Annotated in this window: 17 protein-coding genes, 1 tRNA gene and 2 pseudogenes; 4 read left to right on the top strand and 16 right to left on the bottom strand. The window is 54.6% G+C overall.

What is annotated here, in order from left to right; translation table 11 throughout:
* Positions 1–22: 22 nt before the first annotated feature.
* From FHS72_RS14300 to FHS72_RS14280, 5 genes are all read right to left on the bottom strand, one after another.
* Positions 23–1,285 (bottom strand): imelysin family protein, encoded by a 1,263-nt coding sequence (locus tag FHS72_RS14300; protein ID WP_183530326.1) that lies wholly within the window; start codon positions 1,283–1,285, stop codon positions 23–25.
* 11 nt (positions 1,286–1,296) lie between these two features.
* Positions 1,297–1,788, bottom strand: a complete 492-nt coding sequence (locus FHS72_RS14295; protein WP_183530324.1) for a hypothetical protein — start codon at positions 1,786–1,788, stop codon at positions 1,297–1,299.
* Complete coding sequence (hemP, locus tag FHS72_RS14290; protein ID WP_183530322.1) at positions 1,785–1,949, bottom strand: hemin uptake protein HemP; 165 nt, start codon at positions 1,947–1,949, stop codon at positions 1,785–1,787. The genes FHS72_RS14295 and hemP overlap by 4 nt, the downstream gene beginning before the upstream one ends.
* Positions 1,946–2,110 (bottom strand): hypothetical protein, encoded by a 165-nt coding sequence (locus FHS72_RS14285; protein WP_183530320.1) that lies wholly within the window; start codon positions 2,108–2,110, stop codon positions 1,946–1,948. Before FHS72_RS14285 ends, hemP begins: the two co-directional genes overlap by 4 nt.
* Before the next feature lie 222 nt (positions 2,111–2,332).
* The gene (locus FHS72_RS14280; RefSeq protein ID WP_183530318.1) at positions 2,333–4,801 is read right to left on the bottom strand and encodes a DUF3772 domain-containing protein; all 2,469 of its coding nucleotides are present in this window, start codon (positions 4,799–4,801) and stop codon (positions 2,333–2,335) included.
* A 319-nt stretch (positions 4,802–5,120) separates the two neighbouring features.
* Here FHS72_RS14280 and FHS72_RS14275 point away from each other — a divergent pair, with 319 nt between their 5' ends.
* The 3 genes from FHS72_RS14275 to FHS72_RS14265 all read left to right on the top strand — a co-directional run bounded on the left by FHS72_RS14275 (position 5,121) and on the right by FHS72_RS14265 (position 8,468).
* Positions 5,121–6,470 (top strand): M16 family metallopeptidase, encoded by a 1,350-nt coding sequence (locus FHS72_RS14275; RefSeq protein WP_183530316.1) that lies wholly within the window; start codon positions 5,121–5,123, stop codon positions 6,468–6,470.
* Positions 6,467–7,780 (top strand): M16 family metallopeptidase, encoded by a 1,314-nt coding sequence (locus FHS72_RS14270; RefSeq protein WP_183530314.1) that lies wholly within the window; start codon positions 6,467–6,469, stop codon positions 7,778–7,780. Before FHS72_RS14275 ends, FHS72_RS14270 begins: the two co-directional genes overlap by 4 nt.
* Positions 7,781–8,027: 247 nt before the next feature.
* A complete protein-coding gene (locus FHS72_RS14265; protein ID WP_183530312.1) occupies positions 8,028–8,468 on the top strand; it encodes an MliC family protein in 441 nt (146 codons plus the stop codon).
* 262 nt (positions 8,469–8,730) lie between these two features.
* Here FHS72_RS14265 and FHS72_RS14260 read toward each other — a convergent pair whose 3' ends face one another.
* The 3 genes and pseudogenes from FHS72_RS14260 to FHS72_RS14250 all read right to left on the bottom strand — a co-directional run bounded on the left by FHS72_RS14260 (position 8,731) and on the right by FHS72_RS14250 (position 10,068).
* Positions 8,731–9,351, bottom strand: a complete 621-nt coding sequence (locus tag FHS72_RS14260; RefSeq protein WP_183530310.1) for a glutathione S-transferase family protein — start codon at positions 9,349–9,351, stop codon at positions 8,731–8,733.
* A gap of 198 nt (positions 9,352–9,549) precedes the next feature.
* Positions 9,550–9,675, bottom strand: a pseudogene (locus FHS72_RS18665) (hypothetical protein); the annotation flags it as partial.
* 87 nt (positions 9,676–9,762) lie between these two features.
* Positions 9,763–10,068 (bottom strand): integrase core domain-containing protein, encoded by a 306-nt coding sequence (locus FHS72_RS14250; protein WP_183530308.1) that lies wholly within the window; start codon positions 10,066–10,068, stop codon positions 9,763–9,765.
* A gap of 11 nt (positions 10,069–10,079) precedes the next feature.
* Between FHS72_RS14250 and FHS72_RS14245 the strand changes: the two are divergent.
* A pseudogene (locus FHS72_RS14245) lies at positions 10,080–10,466 on the top strand (IS3 family transposase); the annotation flags it as partial.
* Between the two features lie 123 nt (positions 10,467–10,589).
* Here FHS72_RS14245 and FHS72_RS14240 read toward each other — a convergent pair.
* The 8 genes from FHS72_RS14240 to infA all read right to left on the bottom strand — a co-directional run bounded on the left by FHS72_RS14240 (position 10,590) and on the right by infA (position 15,982).
* Positions 10,590–11,366, bottom strand: coding sequence for a MetQ/NlpA family ABC transporter substrate-binding protein (locus tag FHS72_RS14240; protein WP_183530306.1), 777 nt, complete (start codon positions 11,364–11,366; stop codon positions 10,590–10,592).
* A gap of 43 nt (positions 11,367–11,409) precedes the next feature.
* Positions 11,410–12,084, bottom strand: coding sequence for a methionine ABC transporter permease (locus tag FHS72_RS14235; protein WP_183530304.1), 675 nt, complete (start codon positions 12,082–12,084; stop codon positions 11,410–11,412).
* On the bottom strand, positions 12,074–13,135 hold the full coding sequence (locus FHS72_RS14230) for a methionine ABC transporter ATP-binding protein (RefSeq protein WP_183530302.1): 1,062 nt from the start codon (positions 13,133–13,135) through the stop codon (positions 12,074–12,076). The genes FHS72_RS14235 and FHS72_RS14230 overlap by 11 nt, the downstream gene beginning before the upstream one ends.
* 560 nt (positions 13,136–13,695) lie before the next feature.
* A tRNA-Phe gene (locus FHS72_RS14225) sits at positions 13,696–13,770 on the bottom strand.
* 78 nt (positions 13,771–13,848) lie between these two features.
* Complete coding sequence (locus FHS72_RS14220; protein ID WP_183530299.1) at positions 13,849–14,043, bottom strand: DNA gyrase inhibitor YacG; 195 nt, start codon at positions 14,041–14,043, stop codon at positions 13,849–13,851.
* Between the two features lies 1 nt (position 14,044).
* Complete coding sequence (locus tag FHS72_RS14215; RefSeq protein ID WP_183530298.1) at positions 14,045–15,076, bottom strand: ribonuclease E/G; 1,032 nt, start codon at positions 15,074–15,076, stop codon at positions 14,045–14,047.
* A complete protein-coding gene (locus FHS72_RS14210) occupies positions 15,073–15,678 on the bottom strand; it encodes a Maf family protein (RefSeq protein ID WP_246414717.1) in 606 nt (201 codons plus the stop codon). The genes FHS72_RS14215 and FHS72_RS14210 overlap by 4 nt, the downstream gene beginning before the upstream one ends.
* Before the next feature lie 85 nt (positions 15,679–15,763).
* Positions 15,764–15,982 carry a translation initiation factor IF-1 gene (gene infA, locus FHS72_RS14205; RefSeq protein WP_007205486.1) on the bottom strand — a complete coding sequence of 73 codons (219 nt, stop codon included), beginning with the start codon at positions 15,980–15,982 and terminating at the stop codon, positions 15,764–15,766.
* Positions 15,983–16,133 lie beyond the last annotated feature (151 nt).

The raw sequence follows: 16,133 nt of genomic DNA, 5'->3' as shown, positions 1-16,133 counted from the left end.
TGACAAGACCTATGTTGTGGATTTACTGGAAAACCGCGTCTGGATCGTCGAGGCTGTCAGAGCCTTCGAACGCGATTTGATCGAGGCCAAGCGTGGTGACAACGCGTTCAATCGACTTTGTTTGGTCGATCAGTCCGTTGACGCCGCCCATGACCAGTGCTTCGCCAGCAGCATTGCCGCGTTCCAGCATTTGGTCGTATGCAAAACCTGCCTCAGCTGCTGTTTTGATCCGGCCCAGCGACATCATTGTAGTGCTGAGTTTGCCTTGCATTTCAGCGTCCAGTGCCGCGTCGGTTTCTGCAACCAGATCGGACAGGGATGGACCAGAGACAAGCGAGCCATCAACGCGGATATATTCGCCTTGGTAGACGTTTTGCACGCCCAGACCGTCGTAGTAATGGTCGTTGTGGGTGTTGTCGGCAAAGCAGGAATGCTCTTCCTCTGGATCATTCAGCATCAGGCCAAGGCGCATCCGCTCACCCGCTTGTTCGCCGTAGGACAATGACCCCATGCCTGTCAGGATCGCAGCCAGTCCCGCATCGGTGTTGTCGGTCAGTGTGGTGCGTGCTGCGCCGCCTTCGGCCCATTGTGCGGCCATATATTCAAGGTCGGATACCAGCAGATCAGTCGCGGCCACCAAGTAGTCGGCACGGCGGTCACAATTGTCGTTGGTGCAATCGTCGCCCGTGGCATAATCCGTCCAAGAGCGGTTGCCAGCGCCTGTGCCGTGACCGTTCAAATCCTGGCCCCAGAGCAGGAATTCAATCGCGTGGTAGCCAGTGGCGACATTTGCCTCAACACCGTCTGCTTCGTGCAGCGTGTCGGACAGGAATTCAGGTGTGATGTCTGTCGCGTCGATCTCTTGGCCGGACAATGTGAACGTCGGGTTTGCGATCACGTTCAACGCCGCAAATTCGTTCTCGTCAGATGGACCACCGTAAGAGTTGTCCACATAGTCGATCAGACCTTCGTCCAGCGGCCAAGCGTTCACTTTGCCTTCCCAGTCGTCAACGATTGCGTTGCCGAAACGGTAAACTTCGGTCTGTTGGTATGGCACACGTGCGGCAAGCCATGCGTTTTTCGCGGCCTGAAGCGCCTCGGCGGACGGCGTTGCAACCAATGCGTTCACCGCAGTTTGCAAGGTTTGCGCTGTTGTCAGACTATCCGCGTAATTGGCGGCAGCGATGTTCATGTAGGTGTCCAACACCTCTGACCGTTCCACGGCAAAGGCGGGTGTCGCAAAGGTCAGCAGCAGCGCCGTTGAGGTCAGATATTTATGTTTCATAAGAGGTCCTGTTAGTGAAGTGTTGTGGCATGTGTTTGGGTTTGCGCAGCCCCGCCGCCCCAGTCTTTGAGGGCCGCAAGGTTCATCCGCTTGAGCGCCAGACCAAAGTCGGCGGCGAGCGATGTGATGATCGGGGCCACATCGGGACGGACCAGCAAGGTCGCGATCAACATCGCATCCTCGCGGTCGCCGGATGTGGCGGTCGCGATAAAATTGGCAAAACAGGATTCGTCTGACCCGAGGCACTTGCATTGCACCGAATGGCGCATCAGCGGTCTGCGGCCATGTTGGGCGCAAAGGCTGCACAGCTTCTCGAACGTCTTAACAATGCGAGAGCCGTGGTCAGACCCAAGGCTGGACGCAAAGTCGTTCCAGACACTGATCTGGCCGTCAGGTCCGTCACACCACATGCGCAAATAGATGACGGATGCGGCCTCGATACTGTCGAGTTCTGTGATGAAACCGACGGGCGCACTGCCACGTTTGTCTTGTGCGCTGGTCATTTTGTCAGGATCAGTTTGCCTGCCCGCGTGATGCGTAGCGTGTAGGTTTGATCGCCCAGAACGATCTGCGCGAGTTCGCCGTTTTGCGTCAAATCGCGTGCGGAATAGGTCGGCAAATTCGGAGCCGGCGTTTGTTTCGGCGGTGTGGAATGATAGCTCATGACGCGGACCACGCAGCTTGGGTGCGGTGATCAAACAGCCACTCGGCGCAGGTGACGTCGATCTCAGCCGCAGCGATGAGCAACTCCATGTCATCGGTGCGGGCTGTGCGGTTATAGGTGCGTTCATCGGCATCGGCTTGATGTAATTTCTGCTTAAGCATCGAGAAGTCCTCACATGTTTCACGTGTCGGGCTTCCCTAAATAGACTCAGGGTGGCTTGACTTGACCTATATCTGAGTGAACTAGTCAGATATGTCAATCCGACAAATTCAGTCGGGTTTTATGTCAGGTGAATTTTGTGGGTTCTCGCAGACCTTAGCTTGTCGCTATTGCATTATATAAAGGATGCTGACGGTGCGCTGCTGGATGGGCGCAGCCGAAACCTACGCGCCGCCGTCCCCGTCGATTGGGCTGTCAGAGGTGTCGCCGTTGTCGTCGCCATCATCGTCGTCTTCCGAGGCGTCCATTGTCAGATAGCCATCGGCACGCTGCACGATTCCCCTACCCGCAGGTTCATCGGTTTGGTGATTTTCATCATGCGGCACTGGTTTCGGCGCCGTCCGCAGCCAGACATCTTGCTGCGGGAACGGTATTTCCACCCCTTCTTGGGCAAAGCGCTCTGCAATCGCATGGTTCACGTCGTTCTTGACGGCCACGCTCCAATTCACGTCGCGCAGGAACATCCGAATTTCAAAATCTAACGATGACGGACCGAAATTCATGAACAAAATCGCGGGCGCCGGATTAGCCAGCACCATCGGCTGCGCCTCTGCGATTTCGCGCAAGATCGCTTCGACTTTGCGGGTATCGCTGCCATAGGCCACGCCGATTGGCACGATCACGCGCCCCAGCGTATTGCCACGGGTGTAGTTCGTCACGGTCCCGCTGATCAGGTCCGCGTTTGGTACAATGACGTCGGTTTTATCAAAAGTTTCGATCCGCGTCGAACGCACGGAAATGTCGCGTACATAGCCCATTTGACCGCCGCTGACTTCGATCCAGTCGCCTTCGGAGATCGGCCTTTCGACGAGCAAAATGATGCCGGACACAAAATTGGACACTATATTTTGCAGCCCAAAACCAATTCCAACCGAAAGCGCACCAGCAACAATCGCGAGCGAGCTGAGATCAATGCCTGCCCCCATGATCGCGACCAGAGCCGCGAGGAAAATCCCGACGTAACCGAGGCCCGAGACGATGGCATTTTGCCCACCTTTGTCGATCTTAGTTTTGGGCAATACGTTGGTTTTTAACGCGCCTTGCGCCAGCCGAGTGGCCACGTAGCCAATGGAAAAGATCACCGCAAAGTAGATGAAATCTGTCGGCGAAATACGCGAATTTCCGACCGAGAAACCACGTCGGAAGGCCGCCCAAACTTCGGTGATATCCGCCACCCGTGCGCCCCAAACGATTGCGAGTAATGGCACGGCCAGCATCAGCAAGATCAGGCCAAAGAAGATCGGATAAAGAGACTCGCGGGCTAGTTTGCCTGTGCCTGAAATCGCGCCGTAAACGTCCGCGCTAAATCGCTGCAAGGTCAGGACCAAGCCCAACGTAATCAACGTTAGAATAGTGGGCAGTAGTATGAACGAGCTCGCGTTATAGAAGCCAAGGATGTGCGACACGGTGGCCGCGATGGCGACACCGATAGACAATGTACCAAGGCTACGGACCACCCGCGCCAATGTGCTGGCACGGGTTAATTCGTCGTCTTCGAGATCAGCCGTTTCACTGCCACAGCGACGTAAAACCTGACCCATCCGGTAGAGACAATAGGAGGTCAGTATCGTTAACGGAAAGTTGACGATGGCCACGACCGAGACATCTGCACCATCCATTTCAAGAATGTGAACAACCAGTATATTTGCGATGAAGAACAACGTAATCCCGCAGACCATCAGACGCGCTTGCGCACGCTCTTGTTGACTGAGCAGGATCAGCGCGTCCTCGTCATTTCGGGCAAAAACCTGATCTGCGACCCACCGAAAGCATAACATCAGTCCGCCGAACAACGGGATAATGACCGCTATTTGTTCGCCCATTTCGCCAAGATATCCGGTTGTGAACATTGCGAAGGATAATAATGCCAGCCCAATGAGCGGAAACACGATCCGTAGCAACGACAAGACAAACCGCCAAACGTTGACACCGCTTCCGTCGCTTTGTCGGTTGAAACGCGCCACGATTTTTTTCGACCAGCGCTGCCCCATTAAGATCAGAAGCAGTCCGGCTAACCCCGCCACCACAATGACTTGAAGATTGGCCATGAATTCGGCGCGGCGTTCAGTGGCTCCTTCTGGTCCGACTTCGTTCCATAGTTGAGCGAGCGCACCGTTAAAAATGCCCAATGCAGCAGGCCAATTTGCCGGAATGAGCGGCGAGCCGACCCGTTTGATCAACGCGTCGGTTTTACGTGCCCGCAAGAGCGTGTCGATCTCATTGATCAGCCCGTTTGTGCGTGCAAACGCAGTATCCGCAACCATCACGGGCGCGTTCAGCATGACGAGTTGTTCTTCAAGCTCCCTGCGTTGAAACGCAACCTCATCAGCCTCAGGCAACCCAGCAATGGGTGTGCCAAGCATGGAAATCTGGGCGCGAAGGCTGTTAATCCGCGATGCATTTGTACTGCGCGCGACCTCGAATTGATCGCGGTAGGCGGCAAGGCCGTTGCGATATGTCTCTAACAGCCCCTCGTCGAGATTACCTTCGTCGACTGACGCCTCGGCGCGATTGGCAAGGTCGGTCCACCGTTGCATATCGATGCCGGGCAGGTCCTGCGCCAGCACTGTTCCTGCGCATAATATCAGCGCCGCAATGACCGCGACCAATCGTAACTTGAAACACTTTAACATCAAACTCACACGTTCTTGAAAACACACGGAACTACAAAGGCACTTTTGCGCAGATAAGAGCGAGGATGCGTATCCCTACCCTCAGAGGCATTTAGCCTTTGCGAACAATATCGGTAATACCTACACCTGTGAAGCGGTTTAGGATCGCAGTGATAAGTTACGGAACGACGTGGGGTTTCACGTCGGGTTTCGTGCGTTTCTAAAGGCAGCGTATATTCATGGAATGTTCATACAATGCCTTTATTCTGAGTATTCAGATCTAGTAACGTGGCAAACTCAGCATATGTATCAGAGGTTAAAATAGTGTTTAGGATAGTAAATGTTGCACAAGTTAATCGTGCCCGTCGTGTTCGGCTTATGGCCCTATAACGCGGCTTTTGCACAGAATGTGACCACTTTCACGCTTGAAAACGGCCTCGAAGCTGTCGTGATCGAAGATCATCGCGCCCCCGTTGTCACGCATATGCTCTGGTATCGCACTGGGTCTGCCGACGAACCTGAAGGTAAATCGGGCATCGCCCATTACCTTGAACATTTGATGTTCAAAGGGACCGAAGCCGTGCCTGGCGGCCAGTTTTCGGCGACGGTCGAAGAACAAGGCGGCGCTGACAATGCCTTTACCAATTACGACTATACCGGATATTTTCAGCGCGTTGCCTCTGATAGGTTAGAGCTGATGATGACGATGGAAGCCGACCGGATGCGCGGTCTGATCTTGTCTGAAGACAATATTGAAACTGAACGCGATGTGATTATCGAAGAACGTGCTCAGCGCGTTGATAGTTTGCCCAGCGAATTGTTGAGCGAACAGAGCCGCGCCGCACAATATCTGAACCACCGCTATGGCGTGCCCATTATCGGCTGGAAACACGAAATTGAAACGTTGACGCGCGACGATGCGCTCGAATTTTACCGCACCTTTTATGCGCCGAATAACGCGGTTTTGGTTGTTGCGGGTGATGTTGATCCAGATGCCGTGAAAGCCATGGCAGAGGCGCATTATGGCCCGATCGCACCGACCCCCGATCTTGCCCCCCGCCAGCGCCCATCAGAGCCGCCGCAAATGGCCGAACGTCGTTTGATCATGGCTGACGCACGTGTCGGAGAGCCCAATTTCACGCGCACTTATCTCGCCGCGGAACGCAACGGCGGTGCACAGGACACGGCTGCTGCATTGACCATTCTAGCCAAAATTTTAGGCGGTAGTGACACCTCTGTTTTGGCGCGCGCGCTACAAGTTGGCGACGATGCCAAGGCTGTTTGGACCAATGTTTATTATGAAGGTCTGGCGCTTGATGCCACCGAATTTAGCATCGTGGCAACACCACGGCCGGATGTAAGTTTGGCGGAATTAGAAGCGGCGCTGGACGAGGTTATTGCGACATTTCTTGTTGATGGCATCGATCAAAATGCCTTTGAGCGGATCAAACGCCAGCTTCGCGCCGATGAAATCTACGCCTCCGATAGCGCGAGCGGTCTGGCCGACAAATACGGCTCTGCCCTGACCAGCGGATTGACAGTCGCGGACGTGCAAGCATGGCCCGAGGTTTTGCAAGCCGTCACGCCAGAGGATGTGCTAATCGCCGCGCGCGAGGTCCTAGATCGCAATCAAGCGGTGACAGGTTGGTTAATTCAGGACGATGAAATCGAGACGGAGGTATCACCATGAAGACGATCCGCGCTGGCCTATTGGCCCTTATCACCTTCACCGCGTCCGCTCAGGCTGAAATTGCAATTCAACCTGTGACTTCTCCGGGCGGCATTAACGCATGGCTGGTGGAAGAAAGTGCGTTTCCGTTCACTGCTTTGGAAATTCGATTTCGGGGCGGTATGTCGATTGACCCCGTTGAACAACGTGGCGTGATCAATCTGATGACTGCACTTATTGATGATGGTGCTGGCGATCTGGATGCCGAAAGTTTTGCCAATGCGCGTGACGCGCTGGCCGCCAAGTTCAATTTTGACGCCAGCGACGATAACATCAGCGTTTCCGCCCGCTTTTTGACCGAAGATCGCGACGAAGCGATTGATCTGCTACGCTTGGCGTTAACTGAACCTCGATTTGACGCCGACGCGATTGAACGTGCGCGTGGACAGGTGCTGTCGCGCATTCAATCGGACCAAAAAGATCCCGACACGATTGCTGGCGATCTGTTGGATCGTATGGCCTTCGGGACGCATCCATATGGCAGTTCCGGCATGGGCACCGCGCAAAGTGTGGCCGCGTTAACCCGCGCTGATCTTCAGGCCGCCTTTGGTAGCGCCATGAGCCGCGACAATATCTATGTCGCTGCGACGGGCGACATCAACGCAGAAGATCTGGGTATTTTGTTGGATAAGCTGCTCGGCGATCTGCCTGCGACCAGCGCCCCTGCCCCAGAGCGCGCCGACTGGGCCTTGGAGGGCGGTATCACCGTCGTCGATTTCCCAAGCCCGCTATCTATAGTGTATTTTGAGCAGCAAGGCATGAAGCGCAGTGATCCTGATTTTTTTACCGCCTATATCATTAACGAAATTATGGGTGGCGGGCGTTTTAGCGCACGTTTGATGACCGAAGTGCGCGAAAAACGTGGGCTGACGTATGGGATCGGCTCTTACCTCGTTCCCCAAAATCACGCCGAAATTTTGTTGGGCATGTTTGCGAGCGGCAATGACACCACCGCCGAGGCGATTGATCTTGTCAAAGCGGAATGGGCGAAAATGGCGGACAATGGCATATCGGAAGAGGAGTTGGCGATGATTAAGACTTATCTCACCGGTTCTTTTCCATTGCAATTTGATGGCAATGCGCAAATCGCGCGTATTCTGGTGGACATACAAATGGACGACTTGCCGCTAGATTATGTGCAAACCCGCAACGCCAAAATTGAGGCAGTCACCACTGACGATATCGCCCGCGTTGCTAAACAGTTGTTACAGCCAGAAAACCTGCATTTCATGGTTGTTGGTCAGCCAGAGGGGCTGAGCACGACGCCGTGACGAAGCGAGAGTGAACCGCGTTCTGAAGTTAAGAATGCGGTTCACTCCAAGCTGGCTGAGCCTCGCGGACATTCGAGGCTTAGTCCCAAAACCTGTCGGATATTTCGGTAGAATTCGTGCGGATTCAGTGCTCAGTTAACGCTGCCGCGCTATGCAAATATCCACTCAAAATCTGAACACTGACAGTGATTTTGTAAAAGTTATCCTATCATAACAACGACGTATGTAACTAATTTGGAGTGTTAAAATGAAAGCCACACTAATCCCTCTATTCGCTCTTTCGCTCCTTGTAGCGGGGTGTGATGGGCCAGTCATTACCGACGAAATTCCAGTATCTGAACGCGAGAACTGGAGCCGCGGATCGTCCCCGCAGATCATCATAACCGACGGCTCGAACAACTATCGTGGCTCAGGTGATTATCGTGGGTCATCCGATTGGCGATCAGACCAGCCAAACTCGTTCAATATCAGATGCCCCTATTCTGATCCGTACACTGTGCGCTATCCGAACGCTGATCGAGACTCGATTAGAACAAACTTTGGCGGCTCGCAAACACTGGGCCGCGTCAGGTCCGCGAACGGCGAAAAGTATAGCAACGGCGAGTACGAGATTTGGCTAAACGGCAATGAAGCATTACTGACAAACTACCTTGGCAACACCGTGGAATGCCGGGTGACCACGCGATAAATCGCATATTCAAAACGTAATTGAATTTGTAGCTGGTGACATACCGACGCGTTCATCAGCTACAAATGACGTTTGGGGCGCGTTGTACCTGTGGCAGGCGAAGCCCGCGCTTGCCTCTGTACCTTTTTGTCCTCAGCCTTCGTCATTCGGATCATTCACCTCGCAAAGAGGAAAATGTGCGCGAAATTGGTCGGTTTAATACGAAGATTAGGTGAACGGCCGCGGACTTTCTTCGAAATAGCTCACGATGGGATCAAGTCGTTCAAGTCAGCGGGATCATCACGTGTTCGCGGTATGCAGGTCGGTCGACTAATCTGTCCCACCATGCTTTTAGATGAGGTAAATCAGGCCGTTTGAAATCCATCGCGTGCCAGCGATACGCGGCACAGCCTAGCGGGATATCGGCCATGCTCACCTGATCGCCCAAAATGAAATCGCGGGTTGCGAGGTGATGGTCGAGTATTTCCCAAAGCTTTGCACCGTCCAAAATTGCTTTGTTTATAATGTCCTGTTCGCGCGCTGCGGGGGCTGTGCGAATGAGTTGCCAAAAAAGTGCCCGCATCGGCGGATGCAGCGTGGTCAGATACCAATCCATCCACTGCTCGGCCAATCCCGCCTCTTGTGTTGACTGCAAATTCCAATAATCGTGGCCATATTCGGCGCAAAGATACCGCACAATCGCATTGGATTCCCAAAGCACAAAGTCGCCGTCGATCAGAACGGGAATGCTGCGGTTCGGGTTCATCGCGGTGAATTCGTCCGTATGATTTCCGCCAAATGCGCCCCCGATGTCCACCCGTTCGACAGCAACGCCAAGCTCTGCGGCGCACCACATTACCTTTTGCACATTGACGGAATTATTGCGTCCGAGCACTTTAATCATTGTTTTCTCTATCTTCTATTCGCTACGATTGAAGGTCGCAGCCATGCGTCGCGCGAAGCTTATGGTCAGCAGGCGCGCGATCGTTGCAAATATAGGCGCGTCCGGCAAGCTGTTGATTTTGGACGTGGTAAAAGCGCGTAAGAGGTCAAACGACACTGTTGTCACAACGATTGCAGGGAATTGGACGAGGCGTAGATTTTACTGCGGTGTCACCGTGTTGGTGAAATAGGGCAACAAACCTGTGTCGAGGTGGCAGTTTAGATACTCGAACCTAGGGTTGTTATTGAGCACGTAAATTTCGTGATAAGTCAGAAGTTCGAGTTTTTTTGATACTTTTTGCGTTCAGCAAGTGAAGTGGTCCCACTATTTAGGACAGTTTTACGGCTTAGCTAAGATGTAATCGGGTTGGTGTTATGCCGCCTTTTGGTTACGTTCTGTGCCGAAGAATGCATCGTCGTGTGATCGCTTGTCGAGGGCTGTGTGTGGCCCCTCGGAGTTGTAGAACCCGATCCAGTCGTTGATCACGCGTTTGGCTTGGAACCCGTCCTGCAATTCGTGCAGATAAACGGCCTCCTGTTTGAGTGACCGCCACAGCCGTTCGATGAAGATGTTGTCGAGATAACGACCTCGACCATCCATGGATATTTTGACATTGGCCTCAGTTAGAGCCGTGATCCAAGCCGCACCTGTAAATTGCGATCCTTGGTCCGTGTTCATAATTCCGGGCTTGGTCGATGAAAGATGCCATGACAGGGCAGATGGTTACTGATGCCCTGATGATGGCGATCTGGCGCAGAGGGCGACCAAAGGAACTGCTGCATCACTCGGATCAGGGTAGCCAATATACCAGTGAACCGTTCCAGAGGCTAATGGCGGACAATGGCGTCACCTGCTCAATGAGCCGGTCGGGCAATGTCTGGGACAACGCTGCAGTGGAAAGCTTCTTCTCATCGCTCAAAATCGAACGTGTGAAGCGCAAAGTCTACCGGACCCGTGATCAAGCCCGTGCGGATGTGTTCGATTACATCGAGCGTTTCTACAATCCGACACGTCGTCACTCGACCATAGGATATCTAAGCCCTATGCAATACGAGGAGAGAGCGATGAAAGCTTAAGTTGCCGTCCACGAAACCAGCAGCAGCTCACTCTTCGTCATTTCTGTATCCTGTCTTCAAGGTTGGATACATCTTAGCACGCTGCCCAAATTTGCAGGACCACTTCACAGTAAGGCTGCTAATTTACCAGGAAGTGATTACGGTGCCTTGGTAGCTCTCGTCGATGAATGTTTTGATCTCGTCAGAGTGGTAGGCGTTGAGCAGTGTTTCGACCCACGCCGCCCCTTCATCGCCTTCGCGCACGACGATCACGTTCACATAAGGGTTTTCCGCGCTTTCCATTGCGATGGAATCTTCCTTCGGGTTCAGGCCCGACGCGATTGCGTAGTTTGTGTTGATCAGCGCTGCGGTCAAATCGGCCAGAGAGCGGGGCAATTGCGCCGCGTCGAGTTCTTTGAACGACAGGTCCTTGGGGTTCTCTGTGATGTCGAGCATGGTCGGTGTGAGGCCCGCTGCGGGATCAACTTTGATCATGCCGAGTTCTTGCAACACCAGCAATGCGCGGCCGCCGTTGGTCGGATCGTTGGGGATGCCAAAGGTCGTACCTTCCTCAAGCTCTGCGATGTCGCTGACCTTGTCTGAATAAATACCCATCGGTGTCGTGATCGTGTTGCCAACAACACTCAGCGCAAAGCCACGGTCCTGCATCTGTGCCTCAAGATACGGCACGTGCTGGAAAGAATTCGCCTGAATGTCGCCGTCCGCCAAGGCTTGGTTCGGCACGACGTAGTCGGAGAATTCCACCACATCAATTTCAAGGCCCATAGGCTCGGCCACGCGTGCGACCTCTTCCATGATCTCGGCGTGTTCACCTGGAGACACCCCGACTTTTATGGCTTCGGCGGCCAGACTGGATGCCATGAGCGCGATGACAGATGTAAGTGTTGTGAGACGTAGCATTGTATTCTCCGTGAGCTGTAAGAGTAGATATATAGGGCGTGGCTTATTGCCCGCCACTTTTCGTGGCGCGTTTGTCCACGGCGGCGGCGATACGTTCACCGATGGATTGCACAAGCTGAACCAAGACGATCAGGATCACCACGACGATGGCCATAACATCGGGCATGAAGCGCTGGTAGCCATAGCGGATACCCAGATCACCCAGCCCCTCGCCGCCCACGGCACCGACCATCGCGGAATAGCCGATCAGGCTAACGATAGCGAGCGTGAGACCCAAGATGATGCTGGGCAACGCTTCACGTAGCAGAACCTTTGTGATGATCTGCACGGGCGTAGCCCCCATCGCACGGGCGGCTTCGATCAGGCCTGCGTCGACTTCGCGGATCGCGTTTTCGACAAGTCGCGCAATGAATGGCACGGTGGCGATGGTCAGTGGCACAATCGCAGCGGTGGTCCCGATCGACGTCCCTGCCACCATGCGGGTAAAGGGAATGATCGCCACAACCAGAATGATGAACGGCACAGAACGGGTCGCATTCACCACAAGCCCGAGGATCTTGTTCACCCACGGCATCGACACCAACTCGCCACGCTGCGACGTCGCAAGGAACAGGCCCAGCGGCAGCCCCAAAAGCGTGCCAAACAACGCCGAGATCGCAACCATATATAGCGTCTGCCCTGTTGCTTCGAGCAGTAGATTGATGAGATTAGCCGACATAACCAAGCATCTCCGTCGTTAGTCCGTGGTTTTCCAGAAATGCGCGCGCTTGCGCTGCTTGCAACACCGGTAAAGAGATCAGCAGATTGCCGTAAGGGTGGGTCCCGATTTCCTCAATCGCGCCTGCAAGGATATTGACCGGAATACCCATATCCTTGGTCAAACGGGCCAGCATCGGATCGGTTGCATGGGTGCCTGTGAATGTCACGCGCACCACTTCTTCGCCGCCATGCGCGGGGGCGTTTTGCACCAACCGGTCGCGTACAAATGCCGGTAGCGTCACGCCCGTGACACCCGACAAGAAAGAACGGGTCGTTGCGTGTTGCGGCGCGGTAAAGATGTCGTAGGTCGCACCGTGCTCGACAATACGCCCCGCCTCGATCACCGCGACATGGCTCGCGATATCGCGCACCACGGCCATCTCATGGGTGATAAGTAAAATCGTTAAGCCCAGATCACGATTGATGTCCTTCAACAGCGCAAGCACCGTCTGCGTGGTCTCAGGGTCCAGCGCCGATGTCGCCTCGTCTGACAACAGCACCTTGGGTTCCGTGGCCAACGCACGGGCAATGCCGATCCGCTGTTTTTGCCCTCCCGAAAGCTCGGCCGGATACCGCCCCGCATGGTCGGTCAATCCGACACGGTCGATCAAGTCGGCAACGCGCGTTTTGATCTGCGGGGCCTTCACGCCAGCGATTTCCAACGGCAGAGCAATGTTGCCTGCCACGGTGCGTGTGGACAAAAGGTTAAAGTGTTGGAAAATCATACCCACATCACGCCGGATCGCGCGCAGTTGGGCGCCCTTGGCCGTGCTGACCTCTTGTCCAGCCACCAGTACCCGACCAGACGTCGGTCGTTCCAAGCCATTCACCATGCGCAGCAAGGTCGACTTCCCCGCGCCTGACCGCCCGATGATACCAGTGATCGAACCGGGTGCTACGGAAAGCGACACATTATCAAGCGCATTGAACGACACCCCGCCCGCTTTGTTAAAAGACTTCCCCACGGTGTCAAAAGCAATCGAAGCGCCTCGGGTCTTGTTTTCAGTCATGTTCGGTCCAGGCTGCGTAAGAGTGCGATCAGGCTGCGTAAACAGAAACACGCCCAGTGTTGCAAGGGGGATTGTGTCATAGCGGTGTTGATCGGCATGCTTGGATGGAGCGCTTAAGTATAGAAGCTCAAACGTTGTAAATCTCACGATACCAGATCCGCTCAAAATCGTACATGAGGCCCAAGCGGGCCACAGTATCGGGTAAGACTGCTCTGGCCAAGCCTTCCTCCAGCAATCCCAAATCGTCGACCACAGTGCCAGCTCTGATACAGAACACAAATTTCCAAGCGAAATAGCACACTCCAGCATATTTGTGATACATGATGAGCGGGGAGGGCCTCATAGCTTCGAAAACTCTCCAAGCAGCGCACGCCCTGCGTCCCCTTCTTGGACTATCTCAACATCTGAAGCACATTATAAGGTTAATTTCCCAAAGCTGCTAAGTTGAAAGCTGTAGCAAAAACTGTAGCAGAAACTGTAGCAAATCGTAGATACCTAACGCAGATCGAACACTAAGTCTTTGATAATAAAAATAAAACGCAAATATAAATGCGCAAAAATGGTGCCCAGGGGCGGAATCGAACCACCGACACGAGGATTTTCAATCCACTGCTCTACCCCTGAGCTACCCGGGCACCGGGATGACATCGTCATCGGGTAGGCGCGTTTTAGGCGGAACGCGCAGGGGTGTCCAGTGCCTTTTGCAAAGAATTTCAATGCAGGCGGTCAGGATCGTTTTTTATTGCATCATCAAGGGCTTCAGCGAGGTTTTCTACGTCGTCTTCGTCTTGCGACGGGATCGCGTAGCTGCCTGTCAGCCATTTTGCCAAATCCACGTCAGCGCAGCGCTTGGAACAGAATGGGCGGAACTTTGCGTCGGTGGGTGCGTCACAGATTGGGCAGGCCATGTCATAGGCCCTCCGGTAGTGTCCGTGTGAGCGTGAGCCGCTCGCGTTTGCGCTGTAGCTCGAACAAGCCCATTTGCGTCCAACCGACCATCGAGGTCTCGATTGGGTCCGCCTTAAGCGCCGCGCGCAGCGTCTGTTCGACTTGTTTGCGGTGTGCCTTGGACATCGGTGCGAAATCGACTGTGATCTGCCCGCCAAGCCCGCGCAGGCGCAAGGCACGCGGCAGCGCGCGGCAGGATGCAAGATTCGCTTTGAGGGCTGCTGCGGGTGATGTGTCGCCGCCGGTGTTCACGTCCACCGCGACCAAAGCACGCGTAGGTTCTACAAACATGCTGCCTTCGCCGATCAGCACCTTGGGATCAGAAAGGTTTTCGATTTGGTCGAGTACACCGAGGTTTTCAAAGCCGTTCGCATCGGTCACGACGTCAGCCCTGCCCGTCCATTCGCGCCATGCAATGGTGTGCGGGCCGTCGCCTTCGGTCAGCGCCTCTGGCTCTGTGCCTTCGCCTTCGGACATGATCGCGTCAGCGAGGGTGTTCATCGCTTCAATGTCTTCAATAATCTCGGCCACGTCTGCGGCGGCGCAGCATGAGCGGATGATCAAACCATGCTCTGTATCGTGGGCGGAATGTGCAAGCTCCAGCAGGCGATCGCGCTGTTCATCTTCGATTTGACGCGAGACATTGATGCCGGGTTTACCAGGCGTCACAATGACATAGCGGCTCTTGAACAGCACGCGGTCGGTGACGGGGACGGCTTTGCCGCCTTCCGCATAACCGGTGACTTGCACAAGCATCGGCTGGCCGGGGCGCAGACCTTTGCTGTAGCGCAGAAACGCCTTTTCGCCGTCGGGCAAGCGTAACATCATCCCGCCTTGCCCTTTGAGCGGTCGGTCGCAGATCGCCCGAAAGATCGCACCGGGGCGCGGCGCGTCGAGATCGTCGATCAGCAGGTCATCCAGTTTGCCATCGATCATGTACGCCGCAGCTTCGCGTTCACCGATATGGTCGAGGATGATTGTACGGCCGTTCATGGTTGTTCTCCGAATAGGGGAAATCCTGCGGCGGTTAGCAGGGCTGTGGCTTCGGGCAATGGCAAGCCCATGACCGCGTGAAATGATCCGTTGATCCATGGAATAAAGGCGGAGGCTGGGCCTTGGATGCCGTAGCCGCCAGCCTTGCCTTGCCAGTCGCCGGTACCGAGATACCAGTTCACTTCGGCGTTCGAGAGGCGTTTCATCGACACGGTTGTTTGGACATCTTTGCACCACACGCGGTCGCCACGTTTGACGGCAACGGCGGTGATAACTTTGTGACGGCGGCCGGACATTGCATGCAAGAACGTCGCGGCCTGCGCTGCATTTTCGGGCTTGCCCATGATGCGGCGGCCAAGCGCGACGGTTGTGTCAGCGCACAGCACGACTTCATCATCCGCAATCACCACCGCTTCGGCTTTTTCACGCGCGATACGGTTCACGTAGTCTCGTGGCAACTCAGCGCGGCGCGGATCTTCGTCAATATCGGGGGGCCGAATATCTGCGGGCGTCAGCCCAAGCTGCGCCAAAAGCTCTAGTCGCCGAGGCGAACCAGAGCCTAAAATCAGCTGCAGACCATTTTGTGGTGTTTTGGTCGTCATGACAGCGCCCAGACATTCAACTGGGTGCGGTCACACTTTGCCTGCGGCAAAATGCTATTCCGCACGGGGTGAAACAAGTTTCACCCTATTTAAAGCGGTAATTGATCCGACCTTTAGTCAGATCGTACGGGGTCATTTCGACCTGTACTTTGTCGCCAGCCAGAACACGGATGCGGTTTTTGCGCATCTTGCCTGCCGTGTGTGCGATGATCTCATGGCCGTTTTCCAGCTCGACCCGAAATGTCGCGTTCGGCAAGAGTTCCTTCACGACGCCGGGAAATTCGAGCAGTTCTTCCTTGGCCATGGTCTCTCCTGAATCAATAAACGGGGTTATGTCCCGTGATGGGCTACATGCGCCCGTTGTTTGCAAATATCAAGCGCAAAGGCGCATTAACATTTCGCAGCGGCGCAATTTGGTACAAAGATGTGTAGATTTTGAGACTTAGACGATCTGG

Source organism: Yoonia ponticola, assembly GCF_014199395.1.
Taxonomy (GTDB): domain Bacteria; phylum Pseudomonadota; class Alphaproteobacteria; order Rhodobacterales; family Rhodobacteraceae; genus Yoonia; species Yoonia ponticola.
The sequence above is the reverse complement of the archived record's forward strand: the minus strand, read 5'-3'. Positions and strand labels throughout refer to the sequence as shown.

Coding starts and splice junctions, on each gene's coding strand:
- FHS72_RS14265 (WP_183530312.1), top strand. CDS start 8,028: ATGAAAGCCACACTAATCCCTCTATTCGCTCTTTCGCTCCTTGTAGCG.
- FHS72_RS14250 (WP_183530308.1), bottom strand. CDS start 10,068: ATGAACACGGACCAAGGATCGCAATTTACAGGTGCGGCTTGGATCACG.
- FHS72_RS14240 (WP_183530306.1), bottom strand. CDS start 11,366: ATGCTACGTCTCACAACACTTACATCTGTCATCGCGCTCATGGCATCC.
- infA (WP_007205486.1), bottom strand. CDS start 15,982: ATGGCCAAGGAAGAACTGCTCGAATTTCCCGGCGTCGTGAAGGAACTC.
- FHS72_RS14260 (WP_183530310.1), bottom strand. CDS start 9,351: ATGATTAAAGTGCTCGGACGCAATAATTCCGTCAATGTGCAAAAGGTA.
- FHS72_RS14270 (WP_183530314.1), top strand. CDS start 6,467: ATGAAGACGATCCGCGCTGGCCTATTGGCCCTTATCACCTTCACCGCG.
- FHS72_RS14235 (WP_183530304.1), bottom strand. CDS start 12,084: ATGTCGGCTAATCTCATCAATCTACTGCTCGAAGCAACAGGGCAGACG.
- FHS72_RS14220 (WP_183530299.1), bottom strand. CDS start 14,043: ATGGCCTGCCCAATCTGTGACGCACCCACCGACGCAAAGTTCCGCCCA.
- hemP (WP_183530322.1), bottom strand. CDS start 1,949: ATGAGCTATCATTCCACACCGCCGAAACAAACGCCGGCTCCGAATTTG.
- FHS72_RS14300 (WP_183530326.1), bottom strand. CDS start 1,285: ATGAAACATAAATATCTGACCTCAACGGCGCTGCTGCTGACCTTTGCG.
- FHS72_RS14295 (WP_183530324.1), bottom strand. CDS start 1,788: ATGACCAGCGCACAAGACAAACGTGGCAGTGCGCCCGTCGGTTTCATC.
- FHS72_RS14285 (WP_183530320.1), bottom strand. CDS start 2,110: ATGCTTAAGCAGAAATTACATCAAGCCGATGCCGATGAACGCACCTAT.
- FHS72_RS14215 (WP_183530298.1), bottom strand. CDS start 15,076: ATGAACGGCCGTACAATCATCCTCGACCATATCGGTGAACGCGAAGCT.
- FHS72_RS14275 (WP_183530316.1), top strand. CDS start 5,121: ATGTTGCACAAGTTAATCGTGCCCGTCGTGTTCGGCTTATGGCCCTAT.
- FHS72_RS14280 (WP_183530318.1), bottom strand. CDS start 4,801: ATGTTAAAGTGTTTCAAGTTACGATTGGTCGCGGTCATTGCGGCGCTG.
- FHS72_RS14230 (WP_183530302.1), bottom strand. CDS start 13,135: ATGACTGAAAACAAGACCCGAGGCGCTTCGATTGCTTTTGACACCGTG.
- FHS72_RS14210 (WP_246414717.1), bottom strand. CDS start 15,678: ATGACGACCAAAACACCACAAAATGGTCTGCAGCTGATTTTAGGCTCT.